The organism is Heyndrickxia sp. FW510-T9, assembly GCF_058781025.1.
In genome coordinates this window covers 88151-107554 of sequence record NZ_JBYSWK010000012.1, presented here as the reverse complement: position 1 = coordinate 107554, position 19404 = coordinate 88151, and the positions used below count along the sequence as shown (strand labels likewise).

The 19404-nt window shown below is 35.6% G+C and carries 17 protein-coding genes, 2 pseudogenes and 3 riboswitches; of the genes and pseudogenes, 13 read left to right on the top strand and 6 right to left on the bottom strand.

What is annotated here, in order from left to right; all coding sequences use genetic code 11:
- On the bottom strand, positions 1 to 1353 hold a 1353-nt coding region (locus AC3WJF_RS08815; protein ID WP_492451269.1), incomplete at its 3' end, for an MFS transporter.
- 105 nt (positions 1354 to 1458) lie between these two features.
- Between AC3WJF_RS08815 and AC3WJF_RS08810 the strand changes: the two genes are divergently transcribed.
- A complete protein-coding gene (locus AC3WJF_RS08810; protein WP_492451262.1) occupies positions 1459 to 1824 on the top strand; it encodes a winged helix-turn-helix transcriptional regulator in 366 nt (121 codons plus the stop codon).
- Between the two features lie 24 nt (positions 1825 to 1848).
- Here AC3WJF_RS08810 and AC3WJF_RS08805 read toward each other — a convergent pair whose 3' ends face one another.
- The 3 genes from AC3WJF_RS08805 to AC3WJF_RS08795 form a co-directional block, all read right to left on the bottom strand.
- On the bottom strand, positions 1849 to 2256 hold the full coding sequence (locus tag AC3WJF_RS08805) for a GNAT family N-acetyltransferase (protein WP_492451261.1): 408 nt from the start codon (positions 2254 to 2256) through the stop codon (positions 1849 to 1851).
- Positions 2257 to 2521: 265 nt separating this feature from the next.
- Complete coding sequence (locus AC3WJF_RS08800; protein ID WP_492451259.1) at positions 2522 to 2683, bottom strand: hypothetical protein; 162 nt, start codon at positions 2681 to 2683, stop codon at positions 2522 to 2524.
- 474 nt (positions 2684 to 3157) lie between these two features.
- The gene (locus tag AC3WJF_RS08795) at positions 3158 to 3319 is read right to left on the bottom strand and encodes a hypothetical protein (RefSeq protein WP_492451258.1); all 162 of its coding nucleotides are present in this window, start codon (positions 3317 to 3319) and stop codon (positions 3158 to 3160) included.
- Between the two features lie 101 nt (positions 3320 to 3420).
- On the opposite strand from AC3WJF_RS08795, the gene AC3WJF_RS08790 reads away from it, so the two are divergent.
- The gene (locus tag AC3WJF_RS08790; protein WP_492451256.1) at positions 3421 to 4278 is read left to right on the top strand and encodes an aldose epimerase family protein; all 858 of its coding nucleotides are present in this window, start codon (positions 3421 to 3423) and stop codon (positions 4276 to 4278) included.
- A 29-nt stretch (positions 4279 to 4307) separates the two neighbouring features.
- Here AC3WJF_RS08790 and AC3WJF_RS08785 read toward each other — a convergent pair whose 3' ends face one another.
- The gene (locus AC3WJF_RS08785) at positions 4308 to 5132 is read right to left on the bottom strand and encodes a GNAT family N-acetyltransferase (RefSeq protein WP_492451254.1); all 825 of its coding nucleotides are present in this window, start codon (positions 5130 to 5132) and stop codon (positions 4308 to 4310) included.
- Positions 5133 to 5367: 235 nt separating this feature from the next.
- Positions 5368 to 5454, top strand: a riboswitch (cyclic di-GMP riboswitch).
- Positions 5455 to 5718: 264 nt separating this feature from the next.
- Here AC3WJF_RS08785 and AC3WJF_RS08780 point away from each other — a divergent pair.
- Entirely contained in the window at positions 5719 to 6018 is a 300-nt protein-coding gene (locus AC3WJF_RS08780) for a hypothetical protein (protein WP_492451253.1), read from the top strand.
- Positions 6019 to 6049: 31 nt separating this feature from the next.
- Here AC3WJF_RS08780 and AC3WJF_RS08775 read toward each other — a convergent pair whose 3' ends face one another.
- Complete coding sequence (locus AC3WJF_RS08775; RefSeq protein WP_492451251.1) at positions 6050 to 6610, bottom strand: beta-class carbonic anhydrase; 561 nt, start codon at positions 6608 to 6610, stop codon at positions 6050 to 6052.
- A gap of 159 nt (positions 6611 to 6769) precedes the next feature.
- Between AC3WJF_RS08775 and AC3WJF_RS08770 the strand changes: the two genes are divergently transcribed.
- From AC3WJF_RS08770 to AC3WJF_RS08725, 10 genes and pseudogenes are all read left to right on the top strand, one after another.
- On the top strand, positions 6770 to 7429 hold the full coding sequence (locus AC3WJF_RS08770) for a class I SAM-dependent DNA methyltransferase (protein ID WP_492451250.1): 660 nt from the start codon (positions 6770 to 6772) through the stop codon (positions 7427 to 7429).
- Positions 7419 to 7889: an S-ribosylhomocysteine lyase gene (locus tag AC3WJF_RS08765; protein WP_492451248.1), complete on the top strand. Its 471-nt coding sequence runs from the start codon at positions 7419 to 7421 to the stop codon at positions 7887 to 7889. Before AC3WJF_RS08770 ends, AC3WJF_RS08765 begins: the two co-directional genes overlap by 11 nt.
- A 185-nt stretch (positions 7890 to 8074) precedes the next feature.
- Positions 8075 to 8992 (top strand): PLP-dependent cysteine synthase family protein, encoded by a 918-nt coding sequence (locus tag AC3WJF_RS08760; protein ID WP_492451246.1) that lies wholly within the window; start codon positions 8075 to 8077, stop codon positions 8990 to 8992.
- A gap of 200 nt (positions 8993 to 9192) precedes the next feature.
- The gene (locus AC3WJF_RS08755; protein WP_492451245.1) at positions 9193 to 10323 is read left to right on the top strand and encodes a bifunctional cystathionine gamma-lyase/homocysteine desulfhydrase; all 1131 of its coding nucleotides are present in this window, start codon (positions 9193 to 9195) and stop codon (positions 10321 to 10323) included.
- A gap of 66 nt (positions 10324 to 10389) precedes the next feature.
- Positions 10390 to 10437: riboswitch (PreQ1 riboswitch) on the top strand.
- A 117-nt stretch (positions 10438 to 10554) separates the two neighbouring features.
- A pseudogene (locus AC3WJF_RS08750) lies at positions 10555 to 10725 on the top strand (preQ(1) synthase); the annotation flags it as partial.
- A 126-nt stretch (positions 10726 to 10851) separates the two neighbouring features.
- A complete protein-coding gene (locus AC3WJF_RS08745) occupies positions 10852 to 11727 on the top strand; it encodes a hypothetical protein (protein ID WP_492451243.1) in 876 nt (291 codons plus the stop codon).
- A 121-nt stretch (positions 11728 to 11848) separates the two neighbouring features.
- Positions 11849 to 12178: pseudogene (gene queF / locus AC3WJF_RS08740) on the top strand (preQ(1) synthase); the annotation flags it as partial.
- A 388-nt stretch (positions 12179 to 12566) separates the two neighbouring features.
- Positions 12567 to 12656: riboswitch (cyclic di-GMP riboswitch) on the top strand.
- A 114-nt stretch (positions 12657 to 12770) separates the two neighbouring features.
- Entirely contained in the window at positions 12771 to 14534 is a 1764-nt protein-coding gene (locus tag AC3WJF_RS08735; protein WP_492451242.1) for a methyl-accepting chemotaxis protein, read from the top strand.
- 39 nt (positions 14535 to 14573) lie between these two features.
- Positions 14574 to 18386 carry a non-ribosomal peptide synthetase family protein gene (locus AC3WJF_RS08730; protein ID WP_492451240.1) on the top strand — a complete coding sequence of 1271 codons (3813 nt, stop codon included), beginning with the start codon at positions 14574 to 14576 and terminating at the stop codon, positions 18384 to 18386.
- A 55-nt stretch (positions 18387 to 18441) separates the two neighbouring features.
- Positions 18442 to 19155 carry a 4'-phosphopantetheinyl transferase family protein gene (locus AC3WJF_RS08725; RefSeq protein ID WP_492451238.1) on the top strand — a complete coding sequence of 238 codons (714 nt, stop codon included), beginning with the start codon at positions 18442 to 18444 and terminating at the stop codon, positions 19153 to 19155.
- Positions 19156 to 19404 lie beyond the last annotated feature (249 nt).

Here is a 19404-nt window from a genome sequence, read left to right as displayed (position 1 = left end):
CAACTTCAGCGATGGATCGGTGGCCTTCCCAACTATATCAAGGTGTATTTGTCGATTCCAATCTGCGAAGTTTGAGTTAGTCATTACCTTTTCTTCATTCTTTTCCAGCTTGCGGCTCCAACCCGTCAATAAGACGGCTAATAGCACCATTATTGCTCCAATCCATGTTGTATGAATCAAACCTAGAGAATTTGTAATAATACCGCCTAAATAGGATCCTATTGCAATTCCGGCATTAAAGGCAGCAATATTTAAGGCAGATGCGACATCTACTGAACTAGGTACAAATCGTTCCGCAAGCATCACAACATACACCTGCAGACCAGGTACATTCATGAAGGCCATTAATCCCATAAAGAAAATGGTCATTAAACCAACAATTTTAAAGGGTGCTGTGAACATTAGGATAAATAAAACAATTGCTTGGATAATAAACATATAAAATAAAGACTGTATTGGTTTTCGGTTTGATAGTTTTCCGCCAATAAAATTACCAATTGCAATGGCAACACCGTATACAAGCAGAATAATAGCGACGGTATTCGTTTTAAATCCCGTAATGTCATGCAGTAGCGGAGATAAATAAGTGAAAACAACAAATGTACCTCCATACCCAAGAGCTGTGATAATAAATACCATCAGTATCCGGCCATTTCTAATAAGATTTAGCTGACTGCGAAAAGTTGTACGTGCAGGTTTTTTTAAATCAGAAGGAACCAGGAAACTGTTCGCAATGAAGGCGATTATGCCAACAATCACAATCAATATAAATGCGAATCTCCACCCAAATTGCTGACCAATAAAGGTACCAAATGGTACACCTGTTACGGTTGCCACTGTAAGTCCGGAAAACATGATGGATATCGCACTGGCTCTTCGATTTTCGGGTACGATATCAGCTGCAATGGTAGAGCCAATGGACATAAAAACCCCATGTGAGAATGCTGAGATCACACGAGCTGCTAGTAGTATCCCAATACTAGTAGCACTGGCAGCTATACTGTTACCTAGGATAAAAATAATCATTATCCAAAGCAAAAGGGACTTTCGTGACATTGCTGATGTCAAAGATGTTAATATCGGCGCCCCAAAAGTTACTCCTAAAGCATATAAGGAAACCGTTAATCCCGCTGTCGTAACAGAGATTTTCATATCTTGCGCAATCAACGGCAATAAACCAACACTAATAAATTCGGTTGTTCCGATTGCAAATGCACTTACAGCTAATGCTAATAAGGCAAAAGTACTTCGTTTTTTATTTGCTGTCATTTGTCTCCTCCTTAAAAAATGTATATATAGTATGGTGTAATTGAAAAAATAAAATGAGTGAACTTTCCCGTCAACAAATGCTATTATGTGATATATAAATTGTATTGAAAAGTACGTACTTTAAAGTGCTATAGGTACCTAAGAGTTCTATAGGCACTTTCTAGTTCCTATAGAATTGGAGGAACAATCATGCCAAAGAAGAAGTACAACATCGGAGTGGAAGCAACACTGGAAGTAATCGGAGGAAAATGGAAGTGTGTTATTTTATGTCATTTAACGCATGGGAAAAAACGGACTAGTGAATTAAAAAGGCTTATGCCGCAAATTACCCAAAAGATGCTTACACAGCAATTAAGAGAATTGGAAGCAGATGGAGTCATTAAACGAATTATCTATAATCAAGTTCCGCCAAAAGTAGAATATGAATTGAGTGAGTATGGATGGAGTTTAAAAAATATTTTAGATTCTTTATGTGCATGGGGGGAATTTCATCTAGATAAAGTATACGGAGACAAATTTGAGGTATTAGAAGAGAGTATTTTAAATGAAAAATAAGGGTACTTTTGAATACCCTTATTTTTAGTATTTTTTAAACATCCCAACAGATCTTGGCTGAGTATAATCAAACCCAAACTTTTTATATAGTTGATCTGCAGGCAAATCTGCAATCAAACTTACATATGAATTTGCAGGTGCATTTTCATCCAAGTAATTTGTCAGTTTAGACATAATAGTTTTTCCAAGTCCTTTTCCTTGATAGGCGGGGTCAACTGCAATGTCTACAATATGATAGAAGCAGCCTCCATCTCCAATGATTCTTCCCATCCCGATTAGTTTTTCACCGAATCGAAGGGTAACAGCAAAAACTGAATTTTTCAGACCTGTTTTAGAAGCGTTGAGATCTTTAGAGCTTAATCCTGCTTTGACCCTCAGTTCATTATATTCTTCAGGTGCAGGTGCTTCATAAAATATTCTATAATCAAACATGCTCAGTTCCCCTTTCTTTATTTGTATATTAACGCATAAAAAAATTTCCGGCTATTTTAGCCGGAACAAGGATTAGGGTATTTAAATAAGGGGGTTACTTGATAATGGAGGGGACCATAATCAAGTAGGAAAATTACTAGCTTGTCCTATTAACAATTACATCATAATCTTTCAAACCTAAAAATTGATGAAAAATAAATGAGAATTAGATGAGAAACAAAATTGTCACAATTACATTAAAGAAAGCACCAAAATGGTGCGATAGTTAGAATATTCCAGGTCCAGAAGGCGGTGGCGGAGGATTATTCCGATGGTCAAAAGGATTTTTTTCAATATCTTTATTTGTCTGTTTTGTTGTATTGGAAGAAACACGAAAGAAAATGATTGGAAGGATAATGACGATTGCCAGGACAATATAAATCCACATATTAGTCACCACCTTTAAAGAGTGTATATTATCATTAGATGCAATTATTAAATAAAGATGACAAAAAAAGGATAGTATGATATTAGTTTTCGAAAGAATCTGGTAGTAATTTTTAACCCTTCCGAAATCGGGGTGCGCATCTAACAACGGTAACGATCATTGGTTGAATGTGCCCAAAGAGAGAAAAAGAACGGGAAAACGGTAACGATCAGCGAGTAAATGTGCCAAAAAACAAGGATGAAACTGAAAAATGGTAACAATAGTTGAAGAATCGTGTCCGAAAACCAGATTAAAGTGGAGAAATGGTAACAATAGTCGAAGAATCGTGCCTGAAAACCAGGTTAAAGTGGAGAAACGGTAACAATAGTCGAAGAATCGTGCCCGAAAACCAGGCAAAAGTGGAAAAGCGGTAACGAAACACACAAATCTATCCCCGTTACCCCTTCTCAAATCAAAGTAAGTTATCAAATCCTTCTACATAACTCTTTTAGTATAAGTAACAGTATTGATTCCACTCGCACCATTTTTCTTAAATTGGTCAACATGTGTCATCCAATAAATTCCGGTGAGTAAACCACCTAGTATAAATACAATGCAAATAAGAAAAAATATGATTTGCTTTTTTTTATTCCGCATAATGGTCTCCTTTTCGAACAAATGCAATCTGTTAATAATATATGACATAATAGTGGATGGAAGCAACAACAACGATTTAGGAACAAAAGGAGATAGGTGCAATGTATTCTATTCAACAACGAATCGAAGATAGTTTAAAAATATACGAATTAAGGGATGGAGATTCGTATATAAAAGTAGTTCCTGAACGTGGTGGAATAATCACAGAGTTCGGGGTCAGTGGCACTGAGATTCTTTATTTAAACAGGGAAACTCTCGTAGATAGAGAAGCAAACATTAGGGGAGGGATACCGATCTTATTCCCGATAAGTGGACAATTGCAAAATGGCGAGTATGAATTACATGGCAGGCTTTATGAAATGAAAAATCACGGATTTGCTAGAAATTTGCCGTGGAAAATTGTGAAAACCAACACTGAAGGAGAATTATCCATTACTTTAAGCTTAAAAAGTAATGAGGAAACGAGAAAATCTTATCCATTTGATTTTGAGGTCATTTATAAATATATCTTAGAAGAGAATATACTTATCATAGAACAAGAGTATAAAAATCTTTCCAGTGTAGACATGCCATTTTATGCAGGCTTTCATCCATATTTCAAAACGTCTCAAAAAACGTTAACATTAAGCTCTGATGCAAAAAAATATTTGGACTACAACGATAATCAAGAAAAAGCTTTCACAGGAACAATTGATTTATCGGATAAAAAAGAATCCTTGATGCTTTTGGACGCTACGAAAAATGAAATAGAATTTAAACTTAAGGAAGCAAATAAGAGGATTTCATTAGAATATGGTGATGAATTTAAATATGTAGTTTGTTGGACTGAACAAGGAAAGGAATTTGTCTGTATCGAGCCTTGGATGGCAAAAACTTCTGAGTTTAATCAAAAAGAAGAATTAGTTTATATTAAACCGCAAGAGTCCCTATCTACCTTTATTAAAATTATAGTTGAGTAAAAAGACAAGGTTCGCACCTTGTCTTTTTATCATTTCAATGGAAAAAAATATACGGGATAATGGTCTAGCTTTTCGAAGCCTAATTTTTCCGCAATGGCAATTGAATCCTTCCGAAAAACTTCCGTTGTCCAGTGAGGGTTACCTCCTAAAGCTAAGCATTCTTCGATGAACGATGTTGCCATTAATGTTGCAAGTCCCTTGCCACGATGCTCCGTACTATACGTATTAATGCCAATCTCATATTCATTCCCACCGACAAATACTGAAATACATGTTCCTATCACTTCTTCGTCTTTTAGAACACAATAGCCAATTCCGTTTTCCAAAAATGAATCCAACGTTTTCCAAAACTTAAGAATCTCGTTTTGGATAATGTGAGACAAATCTTTTTGTAAAATAGTCTCATCTATTTTTGCAATTTCATATCCAAAAGGTGCTACTTTCTTCATTTGAAGCAACTCAAAACGATCCTTATGAAACTTAAAAGGAACACGCTCTCCTTGCTGCACTGTAATTTTGCGAAAAATATTTCGTAAAGCTGCTTCCCAGCTGAAATGTGGAATTAGCTCCAAATTGAAATACTCTTCACCAATCTGCAGCGCTTTTGGGGTAATTTCATCAATAATATATTTTTCCAAGGAATCAAGAAAGGAAGAATTTTGACTGTCGCCCGCTAAGTAAAACATCTCATTAATAGCCCACACTAATACAGTGGTTGGTTTTTCGAGATTATTCACAAAAATTCTCCCACGGTTTGTTCCACTAATTACACCGTTAATGACTGGGTGGAGTTCAAGTTTTTTAAATAAGCTATTCATCTTATTAAAATCTTGAAACGGTAATTCATAAATCATCTATTATCCCTCTCATTTCTGTATTTTTATCTCACTTGCAACAAAATACAGAAATGCAGTTAAATGATGTAGCAATGAATCAGCTCCTTAAAAATGATAAATAATAAAAATTATAACAAATAATATAATATATAAATAGTTTTGAAAGTTTACTTTAATTATCGAACTCTATCATTTATTGTTAAAAATTGTTGATATGAGTAATAAAATAGTGATATTGTAATGAATATAAAGAAACTAATATTGGCAAACCTTTCGAAAGATTGGGACGCAAAGCTACGGGTCTTAGGTTCATAAGAATGATGATCGCCGGGTTGCACAACTTTAATAACCTACTATTCAATATTGGTTATATTATTATAAGGAATAGCCTTTCTATAGTAAGTAAGCAGCTATTTGGCTCCCTTCACCGAAAAGTCATCACCCGTTCCCCTAGCTTCTCGTCACACCTTTCCTAATCATTAAGCTGAAGCTCTAATGACAAAAATTACCATTTTAAACTTCAAAGTTCATATGACTTTGGTGCCTACAATTATTTTTTTCTTGCCATGGAAAATTGTATATAGAAAGAAGGATTTATAAGAAAATGTTAATCGAAGTAAATCATAAGTCAGATAGATATAGCTATAATCAAATAAAACAACAATTAAATTCGTATATTTTTCCAGCAAATTCCTTGACGTTTTTGGCGAATCAAAAAAAGGAGATTGAATTACCAGGAGATCAAATCGTTGATTATATTCTTTGCAATATTCCAAGAAGACAAATTCTTGAACTTTTAGAGATGCTGCAAATTATTAAAAGCCGTAATTCAGATACCACTAATTACCTTCAATATATATTACATGGGATTAACGAAAATAAAGAGTGGATTAGACGTAAATAGAAAAAACCCCGCGAATGCAGGGGTATTTTCTTTATTCATATCCATTTGAAACAACATCTATCCTTCCTGTCTCTGGATCGATAACTAGTCCATGAACAGGAACTCCTTCAGCCAATAAAGGATGATTCTTTATCATATTCACACTATGTAGGACACTATCTTGTACATTTTCAAAGCCCTGAAGCCATTGATGTAAATCAATTCCTGAATATTCAAGTGTTTTAAATGTGTCCTCTGATATTCCTCTTTGTTTCATACTACCAATCACATGCTCACCATCTAAGCCACTCATTCCGCAGCCATAATGACCAATAACCATAATCTCATCCGCCTGCAGCTCATATACTGCGATAAGCAGACTACGCATAATACTTCCAAACGGATGGGTAAGAATCGCTCCTGCGTTTTTTACCACTTTCACATCTCCGTTTTTCGTATTTGTTGCCTTGTGTAACAGCTCCACTAATCTTGCATCCATACATGTTAGGATGACTAATCTTTTGTCAGGGAACTTTGTGGTTGTATATCCTTCATACATTTTGTTTTCAACAAATTCCTTATTGTACGATAGAATTTCATTTAATATTGTCATTAATACCACCTCATCATTAATGTAATATATATAAGAAAAAAAGAAAAGGAATCGGTCTCATATTCTCCAAGTATCTTGCCAATTATTCTTAATTGCTCTTTAGTTAAAATCATGCTAAAGTTAATTCTGAGTTAATTTATAGGAAATGAGGGAATTGAATTGGGTAGAGAATTCAATGAGCTTTTTAATGAATGGTCCCATTCTTATGACCAAACTGTTACTGGCAATGATCCCGAGTATGAAGAAGTTTTTATAGATTACGATAAAATCCTTTCCACAGTAGCCGAAAATTCTTTTGGAAATGTATTGGAGTTTGGAGTAGGTACTGGGAATTTAACTGCTATTTTAAATAATAAAGGACTGAATGTATTTGGAATTGAGCCATCTGAAGGGATGCGAGCTATTGCAAAACAAAAAATGAAAAACATCACTATTTTAGATGGAGATTTTCTTGAATTTCCGCAAATAGAAGCAGCTATAGATACCATAGTGAGCACATATGCTTTTCATCACTTAACAGATGAGGAAAAGGATTTAGCTATCCAAAAATATAGCAAAATATTAAAAGAGAACGGAAAGGTTGTTTTTGCGGATACGATTTTTCCAACAGAAGAAGCAAAACAAGAAAAAATAAACGACTCTTTGAAGAGGAATTTTCATAGACTTGCAGAAGATTTACAACGGGAATACTATACAACCATTCCTGTTTTACAGCATATATTTGATAAATACGGATTTGAGGTCTCTTTTACAAAATTAAATCCATTTGTTTGGTTAATCGATGCAAAAAAGAAGGGAGAAATAACTCATGACAACTGAAAAGAAAATGAATGTAGAAAGCTTTAATTTAGATCATACAAAGGTAAAAGCACCATTTGTACGTCTGGCTGGAGTGAAAGAAGGGGTGAACGGAGATGTTATTCACAAATATGACATCCGTTTTTGCCAGCCAAATAAAGAGCATATGGAAATGCCTGCATTGCATTCTTTAGAGCATATGATGGCAGAATTTAGCCGTAATCATACCGATAAAATTGTGGATATCAGCCCAATGGGTTGCCAAACTGGATTCTATTTATCGGTCATCAATCATGATGATTACGAAGCAGTTCTAGAAATACTTGAAAAAACATTGAATGATGTCCTTACAGCAACCGAAGTTCCTGCATGTAATGAAGTACAATGCGGATGGGCTACTAGCCATAGCTTAGAAGGTGCACAAGAGATTGCTAGAAAAATGTTATCTAAAAGAAATGAATGGACAGAAATCTTTGCATAGGGCTGTTTTCGTACCAGTTATTGGTTTTCGTCATTTGTTTTTTATCCCAAATTAGATTTAATTTCGGGGCATCTTTTCTTAAAAGAATTTCTGTTCTTAAGCCGAATGAAATGGTTAATAGGATTTTCATTTACAAAAGTAACATAATTTAAGAAAAGAGCCTTCCATAAAATGAGGTTTTTAAAATGAAATTCGCGCGAAATGTGCATGAATTAATAGGTAATACACCAATAGTAGAGATTACAAGTTTTTCTTTGCCCGAAGGAGTACGTTTATTTGCAAAACTTGAGTATTTTAATCCTGGTGGAAGTGTGAAGGACCGTTTAGGACAATATATGCTTAAAAGGGCGTTTGCTGAAGGAAAGCTGAAAAAAGGTGGAACAATCATAGAACCGACTGCTGGAAATACAGGAATAGGACTTGCGCTTGCTGCCATTCAATTTGGTGTTCAGGCAGTGTTTGTTGTTCCAGAGAAATTCAGCTTCGAAAAGCAAACATTAATGAGAGCACTCGGGGCAAAAGTGGTAAATACTCCTACTGAACTTGGCATGGGGGGCGCGATTGCTAAAGCGAAGGAATTATTAGAAACGATTCCTGATGCTTTTTATCCAGGACAGTTCCAAAACTTTGCTAATCCAGATACGTATTATGAAAGTCTCGGACCTGAAATTTATGAAGCATTTGAAGGGAACATCCATGTTTTTGTTGCTGGAGCAGGCTCTGGTGGAACTTTTATGGGAACCTCTCGATATTTAAAAGAAAAGCTTCCTAATGTGAAGACGGTCATTGTGGAGCCAGAAGGATCGATATTGAATGGTGGAGAGGCAGGTTCTCATCGAACAGAAGGCATTGGAATGGAATTTTTGCCTCCTTTTATGGATAAAAAATACTTTGATGCAATTCATACCATTCCGGACGATGTAGCATTTACGCGTTTGGCTGAATTAGCAAAACTAGAAGGGCTATTAGTTGGAAGTTCTTCAGGTGCAGCATTGGAAGCCGCCATACGTGAAGCAGAGAAGGCGAAGGCGGGAACAAATATAGTGACGATTTTTCCAGATAGTAGTGAGCGTTATATTAGCAGTAAAATCTATGAAGGTTGATTTCTTATAGATTGTATAAAATCCAAAAGCCGATTTTAACCTGTTGTTTTTCGTAAATGTTATAAAGCCTAATGTAGACTTATCTTCGGGGCATCTTTAAAAAGATTATTCATTCTTAACCCAAATAAGGATATTTATAAGATCTTCGTTTACAAAACAACAGAGTGTAAGAAAAGACCTATATGAAAGTGGGAATTAACATGAAGAAAAAAACGAAATTTATTCATGGTGGAATTAGTCGTGATCCTTATACAGGCGCTGTTTCCACACCTATATATCAAGTAAGTACCTATAAGCAAGACGGAGTAGGTAATTTTAAATATGAATATTCAAGAACTGGTAACCCAACTCGTGAATCATTAGAGAAATTAATTGCCGATATCGAAGGTGGGAGCAGAGGATTTGCCTTTGGTTCAGGGATGGCAGCTATTACCGCAGTGATGCAATTGTTTTCTGCAGGGGATCATATTATCGCTACGGATGATGTGTACGGTGGAACTTTTCGTGTTATGACTAAGGTTTTAAATCGATTTAATTTGGAAGTAACTTTTGTTGATACTAGCGATGTAGACGTTGTGAAAAATGCAGTAAAACCAAATACAAAAGCAATTTATGTAGAAACACCAACAAATCCTCTTTTAAAAATTACTGATATCAAAGCGATAAGTGAAATTGCCAAAGAAAATAATCTTAAGCTGATTGTGGACAATACCTTTAGCACTCCGTATTGGCAAAATCCACTTGAACTTGGAGCAGATATTGTTCTTCACAGTGCAACGAAGTATATTGGTGGTCATAGCGATGTTGTAGCGGGCCTTGTAGTTGTGAATGATGACAAGTTAGGGGAAGATGTTCATTTTATTCAAAACTCCACTGGAGGTATTCTCGGACCTCAAGATAGCTGGTTGTTGATTCGTGGAATCAAAACATTAGGCGTTCGTATGGAAGAGATTGAAGAAAATACGAAGAAGGTAGTAAACTTTTTGTTGGAACATAAAAATGTGCAAAAAGTTTATTATCCTGGCCTAGCGGACCATCCGGGCTACGACATCCACAGCAAACAAGCGGAAGGGTTTGGCGGTATGATCTCCTTCACAGTTGCCTCAGAAGCTAAAGCGTTGGATGTGCTGAAAAAGGTAAAATACTTTACACTTGCAGAAAGCTTAGGGGCAGTGGAAAGCTTAATTTCTATTCCAGCTTTAATGACACATGCGTCCATACCGAAAGAGCGCCGTCATGAATTAGGAATAGAAGATGGACTTATCCGTATTTCTGTTGGGATAGAAGATATAGAGGATCTTCTTGAAGATTTAGAAAACGCTCTAGCGTGATTTACCAGTTGACGAATTATAAAGAATTTAATATTCTATTAATGTTCAATTAAATACCCGTACATGACGGGAGAGGTTCATAGCACAAAACCCTCTATAAAAAACTATGGATACATGACAATTACAGCCATGTCCATAATGGGCATGGCTTTTCTTTTATCCACTTTTATATGATTGCTATGAGTCTATCCTCTCTAAAATGTCACGGCACATCTTGAGGAGGCTTTTTTTATGTCAGGAAGAACAAATGAAGAAGGGTTAAAGGATTTAACCTTATTAGGGAATCAAGGTACCAAATACACATTTGAGTACGCACCCGAAATATTAGAATCTGTCGATAATTTACATTCGAATCGGGATTATTTTGTGAAGTTTAACTGTCCGGAGTTTACTAGCCTGTGTCAATAGGGGCACACTTCAGTGGCGACACTGTCGATTAAACCTCGTGAATTCAGGGAAGGAATTTGAATGATTATGTAGAATTATATAATATATAAGAACGAACGTTCTATATCTGGGAGGTATATTATGTATTCTTCATATCCTTGGAGAGATAAAAACTGGTTTACTGAACAATTTATCTATAATGGAAAAAGTATAAATGAAATGGCGAAAGAGTTTAAAGTAGATTGGACAAGTCTAGAAAGATGGAGATCAATTCATGGGCTACCCAAACATTCACAAAAGGGATTGATTATTGAACATTTTGGAAAAGAGTGTTCGGAGAAAATTGATCAAAGAAAACGAAATCGGTATTCCATTGCAAATAAGGCAAAAGCAGATAAACTTTTTACAAATAAGAATCTTGAAGAAATACACGGTGAAGAAAAAGCAAGGCTCATTAAGGTAAAACGATCGAAGTCACTAAAGAATATTCGGAGGTCAGAAGAATTTAAAGAAAACCTATCCCACCAACGGAAAGGAACTGGAAATTCGAATTGGAAAGGTGGCTTTCAAAGCCAAACTGTTTATAAAGAGATTAACAGACAAATAGTTGCAAGATATGTACTTAATATGTGGAATCGGTTCATTATAAATGAACGAGGTTATACTTGTGAAAAATGTGGTCTAGTGACCTTAAAATGCAATGGACATCACCTACTTTCATTCTCAAGAATATTCGGTACGATATGCCAGCATTTAGATGAGAAACGAAGATTAAATACAATGGAAGTAATTATGGAACTTCATCGATTTCATAAACTTCACTTTGATAAACTTTACCAATGTCTTTGCCCTACCTGCCATACAGATATACATCGCCAAGAAAACTTTGAAGAAAGAATCAATCAAGAGAAGAAATTAATGCATCTACTCCAAGAATATAATTCTAATCCTGAGCCAAGCCTCAATATTGAGGAAGGTGCAGAGACTATCGAAACCACACAAATACGAAGCGAGTAAAAGTAGTATTTGTGGAAGGTAGTAGAGTACATCATTTTTTTGATGGAAGCGCGAGGATTCTTAATTTAATATCGTAGTTAATTAAGAATATGATATAGTCCATCTGCTCATATGAGTAGTGCCAATAACCGGCCAGCCAGACTTTGCAACTATGTACATCAGCTACATCCCAGACAAAAAGATTGTCGAGAGTAAATCACTGAAGCTTTACCTATTCAGCTTTAGAAATCATGGAGATTTCCATGAGGATTGTGTGAACATCATAATGAACGATCTGATTAAGCTTTTAGATCCACGCTATATTGAAGTGTGGGGGAAATTTACGCCTCGTGGCGGTATTTCCATTGATCCATATTGTAATTATGGAAGAACGGGAACGAAGTATGAGGAAATGGCCACTTTTCGCTTAATGAATCATGATTTATACCCAGAGAAAGTGGATAATCGTTAATATGTTGTAATATTTAAATGGATTATCTGTTGGTTTATTAATTCTTGCAAATATTGTAGCGGTGAAGCTGTTCAGTAATTGCTTCTAGACAGTTTTACCTGCAGCAGCAGTTGTCTCTTTTTTACGTATCCGATTGTCGATGAGCTTTTTAAGAAATAATTGCAGGGGACTGGGATCTATGTCCCTTGTAAGTATGGATTATTAAAGTCTCTTTTTTTTACAATCTTCCTTTAACTCCTCCGTAGTCTCCACTATTTATAAATAGCTCTGAAGAAATATAGGATAATGTTACTAATGAAAGTAAAATAATTGTAGAAAATTGTCTTTTTTTTGTTGATTTATAAATTATTCATGGTAATATTTACTCGTTGACAAAATTGATTTCGAGTATATAAAAGGGTAAAACCGTTGAAAAATGGTGACACAAAGCTAAAGGGGCTAAAATGTTCTCCATACATCATGCCAGCCAGTTGCCGTCTAACTTTATGCATGTCTGTATTTAGTTTGTCTAGGCAATGGCTGTTCCTAAGAGGGAACGCTTTTTTATTTTCGCAAAAAAGGTATTTTACTATTTGTATAAAGGAGATTGAGTATGACTACAAAAAGAAAACTAAATGTTTCAATGAGTACAAAATTTTCCCTCCTTTTAGTTACAATTCTTTGTATTTTAGGATTGCTAACGGTTGGGCTTGCTTATTACATCATAAAACAAAGTAATTTAAAGGATATGAGTAATTCACTTCATGATTCATCCCTTATTTTAGCCCAGTCGATGGATAAAAATATGGTGAAATCTATTCTTCAACAACCTAATGAAAATAACCCTGATGTTGTACTTGCTACAAAAGAAATGGATAAGATTAACGACCAATCGTCTATTATTACGAATGTAAATTTAATATCTAAGGTTGGGGATAAATATTATGCCCCAGGTCTTTCTACCAGTCTACTTAAGGCAGGTGTTAAATATAATCAAGAGCTTCAATCACTGGGATTATCACCTCAATATTTAGCAGCTATTGATAAAGCTTTTAGTACAAAAAATGTTACAGCCACAGATATATATGGAGATAAATACGGACTTTACAAAACAGGTTTAGCCCCAATTATTGATAATAACGGGACAGTCCTTGCACTAGTAGCCATTGATTATGACGTATCAAAGGTAACTGGAAAAGCATGGTCTGAGGTATTAATTGTTTTGTACGTAACCATCGCCATTCTTCTTATTTCCGGTATTGGAATGTATTTTATTGTAAAGAGGAAGTTTGCACCTATTCAACAGCTTTCAAGTTTATCGAAGAAAGTAGCAAAAGGCGAATTACAAGTCGAACCTATGCCTGTAAAGTCTAAAGATGAAATGGGCGAACTAATTCAAAATTATAACTTGATGATAGAAAATCTAAAGAACATTATTTTGAGTGTAAAGAAGGTTTCAGGTCAAGTAGTGAATTCCTCACAAGTGCTTTCCTCTAATATGGAGGAACTTTCAAATTCAAATAATCAAATTGTTAGTTCAATCCAGGAGATTGCTAGTGGAAGCGATACTCAAGCAGATCGTGCCACTCAAAGTACAAAAATTATTGAAGAAATGAGTATCGCTATCCAGCGTGTAGCAGAGTCTGCATCAGTAATTTCTGAAACTTCTTTAAAAACAACACAAGAGGCGGAAAAAGGCAACAGCGTAACAAGGGAAACAGTGAGTCAAATGGAATTAATTAGTCAAACCGTTAATAAATCGGCTAAGTTAGTCAAGCTACTAGGTGACCGTTCAGATGAAATTGGGAAAATTGTTGAGATTATTACCGGAATATCTGCACAAACGAATTTATTAGCGTTAAATGCAGCCATTGAAGCGGCTAGAGCTGGAGAACATGGTAAAGGGTTCTCTGTGGTGGCTGACGAAGTTAGAAAGCTTGCTGAGCAATCAGAGGAGTCTGCTCGTCAAATAGCTGGAATTATTACCCAAATACAAGGAGAAACTCTTGAGTCTGTCAATATTATGGATAAAGCCGTTAAGGAAGTCGAAAATGGACTAGGAAATGTAAATCAAATGGATAAGGCATTTGGAGAAATCGTGGAATCTATTCATCAGGTAACGGATCAAATTCAAGAGGTTTCCGCAACATTTGAGGAGGTTTCTGCCGGTACAGAGGAAGTCACGCAATCCGTGCAACAAATGGAAGATATCTCTAGTAGGTCAAGAGATAATACAAAAGCTGTTGCAGAGGAATCGATTTCTCAATTGGAAACAATTGAAGAAATTTCGAAAGAAGCACAAGCGTTGAAAGAACTATCAGATGAATTGCAGTCTACTGTTGGAAACTTTCATCTAAATGATAATCACAATTCATAAACCATCGTACAACATAGATAGAAATGGAGATGAAGGTATATGAAAAACGGAAATGAAATAAGAAATAAAACTTCTTTAGATGAGAAATATTGGTTGATGCGACTTGCTGAATATACATCAGCTCTAGACTTGCCAATTGATTTTTCAAGAACATCCTCCTATCAGTTTAATGGAGATGTAACGGAAGCAAGAGTAAATGAAGAGCTTGCAGGTAAAGTAAAGGAATTTTCGCAGATACAAGGTATAAGCATCCCTTCTATTTATCTGTCCGCTTATATGATTTGGCTGTACTTAAACTCAAATGAAGAAGATATTTTGATTGGGAATGCCGTTACTATTGAAAAAGACCAGCTTCCTATATTATTACCGTTTCGACTATCGTTTGCATCACTGAATTCTGTAATGGAGCTGTTAAAGGCTGTAGATAAGCAATTGGCAATGGATATTGAACAACACTCAGTATTGCCTGATGTAACAGAGATTTTAAAAGAAAGAGATATTAGTAGACCAAAAGTTTATCCAGCAATTTTTCAGATGAATGCCGAATTTAGAAGTAATTCAGCTGCTGGTGAAAGGTTTACGTACGAAACAGATTTAAAATGGAACGTTTTTCAGAAGGATCAAGAATTTATGCTGAAAATTGAGTACAATACTCATGTATTCTATGCTTCTTCAATTCAACGCTTTATCGAACAATATATGAATATATTAAACTTTTTCGTTCAGCAAGATTTATCAGGGGAATTCCGTTCCATGAACATTTTGTCGGAAGTCGAAAAAGATATTTATAACCGTTTAAATAACACGAGCTCACCATATGAAAAAAATATGGCGATACCGCAAATGTTCTATCATTCTGTTGAAAAATATCCTAATCTTATTGCGGTATCTTCATCAGAGGGGTATTTAACATATGCAGAGCTTAATGAGAAATCGAATCAAGTGGCGCATATGCTAATTGCAAATGGACTCAAAAAAGGAGCGTTTGCAGCCATTTTGATGGAAAGAAGCATGGAGACCGTCATAAGTATATTAGGAATCTTAAAAGCGGGCGGAGTTTATGTTCCCATTGACCCAACTTATCCGAAAGAGCGCTGCAAATATTTGCTTGCAGATGCGGAAGCGTCCTTTATACTAACAAAGCGGAACTATTCAGAGCTTCTTAATGAACTAATAGCGGATGATGAAATAGATCGAAACGTCTTTTTTGTTGATCACTCAATGGATCGGTATTCTAAGGAAAACATATACTTGGATATTAAACCAAATGATTTGGCATATGTGATTTATACTTCGGGGTCAACCGGAAAACCAAAAGGAACACTGCTTGCACATGAAGGGGTTATTAATTTAGTTGCCTCTTTACGAGAAGTATATGAATGTACTGAGGATGATGTAATAACTCAATTTTTCTCCTATAGCTTTGATCCTTCTGTGGGAGAGACATTTATGTCCTTGTTCTCAGGTGCCAGGCTCCATTTGCTTTCTGAAATGGAACGTATATCTATCGAGGAATTTGCAAATGCGGTAGAAAGAATAAAGGCTACAAATATTATTGTGCCAACTGCTTTCTTTAATCAGCTTGCTTTGCATTTAACCGAAGAAAACATTCACCAATGGAAGACAGTGAAACGAATTTCGATGGGTGGAGAGGCTTTAACAGGTTCTATGGTCAGGAAATGGCAAGAAAAGTTTGGAACAGATATAGAAGTAATCAACTTATATGGACCTACCGAATGTACCGTCATTGCAACTATAAATAAGCTTATTGAAAACGTACCTGAAGAACAAAAAAATATACCAATTGGGAAACCATTAAATAATTATGAAGCTTATGTGTTAAATCGGGGAGGACAGCTTTCTCCTTTAAATGTACCAGGGGAACTTTGTATTGGTGGAGTTGGACTTGCAAAAGGGTATTGGAAAAGAGCGGATAAAACAATGGAAGCTTTTGTTCCGCATCCTTTTTCTAGTAAGAAGGAAGACCGTTTATATAGAACTGGGGACATTGTTCGATTACTGCCTAATGGTTTCATAGAGTTTGTCGGACGAAAAGACACACAAGTGAAGGTAAGAGGATTTCGTATTGAAATCGGGGAAATAGAGGATGTATTTGCTCGAAAATCAAATATCCAAGAGGTGGCTGTTATTCCGAAAAGTTTAGCGGATGGCAACAAATCCCTCATTGCTTATTATTCTGGAAAGAATGGCATGAAGGTTGACCAAAAGGATATTCGAGTTTTTCTTGAGGAGCGTATTCCAACTTATATGATTCCGGATCATTTCATTCAATTGGACGAAATGCCCCTTTCTCCTACAGGAAAAATTGATCGAAAACAATTGGAATCTTTGGAAGAAAACTTTGTCAATGACGAATATGTTGAACCGAAAACGGAGAATCAGCGAATTCTTGCAGCCGCTTGGGAAAAAGTGCTTGAACGCAATCAAGTAGGGATACATGATGACTTTTTTCACATTGGCGGCCACTCACTTAAAATTCTTCAAATTATCGTACATATAAAGAAGCATTTTCCTTTTATAAAAATACAAGATTTTTATCAATACCGTACGATAGCGGAAATGGATGCTTATATTTCAAAAACCAAAGTGCCGCTGAGAAATAAGGGAGATAAAGCTGGAGTTTGGAAAGTAAAAGACCTAGTAGAACCATCCGATATGCCGATCTTGGCTTCCAATATTAGCTCATCTCCACCAAGAGGTGTCCTGCTAACAGGTTCAACGGGATATTTAGGTAGCCATCTATTATATGAACTTTTACACCGGACAGATGCCCATATTTATTGTCTTATTCGACAAAATTCGGATACAGCATTAATGGATAGATTAAAAGATACCATGCATTTCTATTTCGGCAGTGACATTCTTGAAAAGATGGACGAACGTATAACCCCACTGTCAGGAGATTTATCGAAAAAGAACTTGGATCTTTCGCAAGAAGATGTTCATTTAATTTTACAAGAATGTGATTCCTTTATTCATTGCGGTGCTGACGTTAGACATTTTGGGGATTCCACTCATTTTGATCAGGTGAATGTTAGTGGTACTCGTACGCTTCTTGAGCTGGCAAAACTAAAAGAAGGAGTCCATTTTCACCATATCTCAACAATGGGAATACCGGAGGAATTGGCGTTTACCGGGAAATGGAATGAAAATGCGGCTAAAGGCGATTTTGATTATGATGTAGAGTTGGAGAATGTATATACTCAAAGCAAGCTGCTAGCAGAAAATCTTGTTAAGAAAGTTATCAAAGAGGGACTTTCTGCAACAATTTATCGTGCTGGTAACTTATCTTGTCATTCTAAATCCGGGATGTTTCAGCAAAATATGGATTCAAATGCCTTTTACAGAATGATAAAAGCAATGCTTTATCTTGGTAAGGCTCCAAAGGCAAATTGGTACGTCGATATTACACCAATTGATTATGCTAGTCAGGCTATCGTTGGAATGGCATGTTATTCGAATGTTAATGGGAAGACACTTCACATTTGTAATCCTACTCAAATAACGTATTCATCCCTTATTCAGTCCTTTCAAAATATCGGATATGATATTGAAGTTATGGAGTTAGAAGAATATGAAGATTGGTTAGTTAATGGAAAACATTCGGAAGAAATTCAAGAATATTTAACTTTGGCAATTGCACAGCTTGAAGGTGAAGGAGCTAAGGACTCCGATTTTAGATTCAATTGCCAAAAGACAACTAAGCTGCTTGAAGATACAAATATTAGATGTGCAGATCCGGATAAAGAACTTTTAAAAGCATTAATTCATTACGGGATAAAAATGAATTATTTCCCAGAACCACAAACATTTGTGACAAGCTCTAAATAAACTGTGAAAAAAATCTTTCCTTAATTGGAGAGATTTTTTCATTGAAAGGAATAATATGCAAGCAAAAAATCAAACAGGTTCAACTAACATAATGAATCCAGAAATTAAAATCTATGCCATAAGACTTGGAAGTACGCCAACTGAATTAAAAATGAATCTATATTTACAACAAATACCGATGGAAGAACAACAGCGGATTGGCATGATGCGCAGTTTGAGGGACCGCTACCGTGCAATAATAAGTGTAAAATTATTAAGTTGGGGAGTTCGTACCTATATTTTAGGAGACAAGCCTCTGAAAGTGTACCGTAATAAAATGGGAAGGCCATTTTTGGATTACTCCTTCAAATGGGATGGAGATTTTAACCTTTCCCATTCAGGGGATTGGGTCGTACTTGCAATAGTGAATACAGGGAAGGTAGGAGTCGATGTAGAGCAAATACGTAAAGTAGATAAATCTATTCTCCTTGAATGTTTAACGGAAACAGAAAGAAGAATTTTGTATCAAAAACCTGAAGAAGATTGGGAAAAGATGTTCTATGAGATATGGACAATGAAAGAGGCGCTATTTAAAACTGGGATTGATCCCATTCTTTCATTAGAAACGGTAGATATCAGCAAATACATGACTGCCGATGAAAATGGCTGGCTAAAGTTTAAAATGTATTATTTAGACCAAAATCATCCAGTATCGGTATGCTGGGAATATGATAGTTTCCCATCTAAAATTAGTATTATTGACAAAGGTAAAATTATGAATACATTGTAGCATTTATTAAAGTACACAAATGATAATGCTTTTGACAAAATAAAAGAAAGTGGAATAAACTCCTCCTTTTAGGAATACCCATTTAATGATGTATTCTATTGAATTGCTGGGAGGTACCTCATATGTAATACTATCAAGGCTACCCATACTATCCTTATCCTCCTGCAATGAGACAGCAGCAACCTGTAGGTGGTGAGGATCTTAAATATAAACAAACAGGAATCTATCCACAAAGGCAAATTCTATCAA

What these genes read in the sequence shown, in the direction of transcription:
- AC3WJF_RS08810 (WP_492451262.1), top strand. Translation starts at nt 1,459, where the DNA reads ATGCCAAAGAAGAAGTACAACATCGGAGTGGAAGCAACACTGGAAGTA.
- AC3WJF_RS08805 (WP_492451261.1), bottom strand. Translation starts at nt 2,256, where the DNA reads ATGTTTGATTATAGAATATTTTATGAAGCACCTGCACCTGAAGAATAT.
- AC3WJF_RS08800 (WP_492451259.1), bottom strand. Translation starts at nt 2,683, where the DNA reads ATGTGGATTTATATTGTCCTGGCAATCGTCATTATCCTTCCAATCATT.
- AC3WJF_RS08795 (WP_492451258.1), bottom strand. Translation starts at nt 3,319, where the DNA reads ATGCGGAATAAAAAAAAGCAAATCATATTTTTTCTTATTTGCATTGTA.
- AC3WJF_RS08790 (WP_492451256.1), top strand. Translation starts at nt 3,421, where the DNA reads ATGTATTCTATTCAACAACGAATCGAAGATAGTTTAAAAATATACGAA.
- AC3WJF_RS08785 (WP_492451254.1), bottom strand. Translation starts at nt 5,132, where the DNA reads ATGATTTATGAATTACCGTTTCAAGATTTTAATAAGATGAATAGCTTA.
- AC3WJF_RS08780 (WP_492451253.1), top strand. Translation starts at nt 5,719, where the DNA reads ATGTTAATCGAAGTAAATCATAAGTCAGATAGATATAGCTATAATCAA.
- AC3WJF_RS08775 (WP_492451251.1), bottom strand. Translation starts at nt 6,610, where the DNA reads ATGACAATATTAAATGAAATTCTATCGTACAATAAGGAATTTGTTGAA.
- AC3WJF_RS08765 (WP_492451248.1), top strand. Translation starts at nt 7,419, where the DNA reads ATGACAACTGAAAAGAAAATGAATGTAGAAAGCTTTAATTTAGATCAT.
- AC3WJF_RS08760 (WP_492451246.1), top strand. Translation starts at nt 8,075, where the DNA reads ATGAAATTCGCGCGAAATGTGCATGAATTAATAGGTAATACACCAATA.
- AC3WJF_RS08755 (WP_492451245.1), top strand. Translation starts at nt 9,193, where the DNA reads ATGAAGAAAAAAACGAAATTTATTCATGGTGGAATTAGTCGTGATCCT.
- AC3WJF_RS08745 (WP_492451243.1), top strand. Translation starts at nt 10,852, where the DNA reads ATGTATTCTTCATATCCTTGGAGAGATAAAAACTGGTTTACTGAACAA.
- AC3WJF_RS08735 (WP_492451242.1), top strand. Translation starts at nt 12,771, where the DNA reads ATGACTACAAAAAGAAAACTAAATGTTTCAATGAGTACAAAATTTTCC.
- AC3WJF_RS08730 (WP_492451240.1), top strand. Translation starts at nt 14,574, where the DNA reads ATGAAAAACGGAAATGAAATAAGAAATAAAACTTCTTTAGATGAGAAA.
- AC3WJF_RS08725 (WP_492451238.1), top strand. Translation starts at nt 18,442, where the DNA reads ATGCAAGCAAAAAATCAAACAGGTTCAACTAACATAATGAATCCAGAA.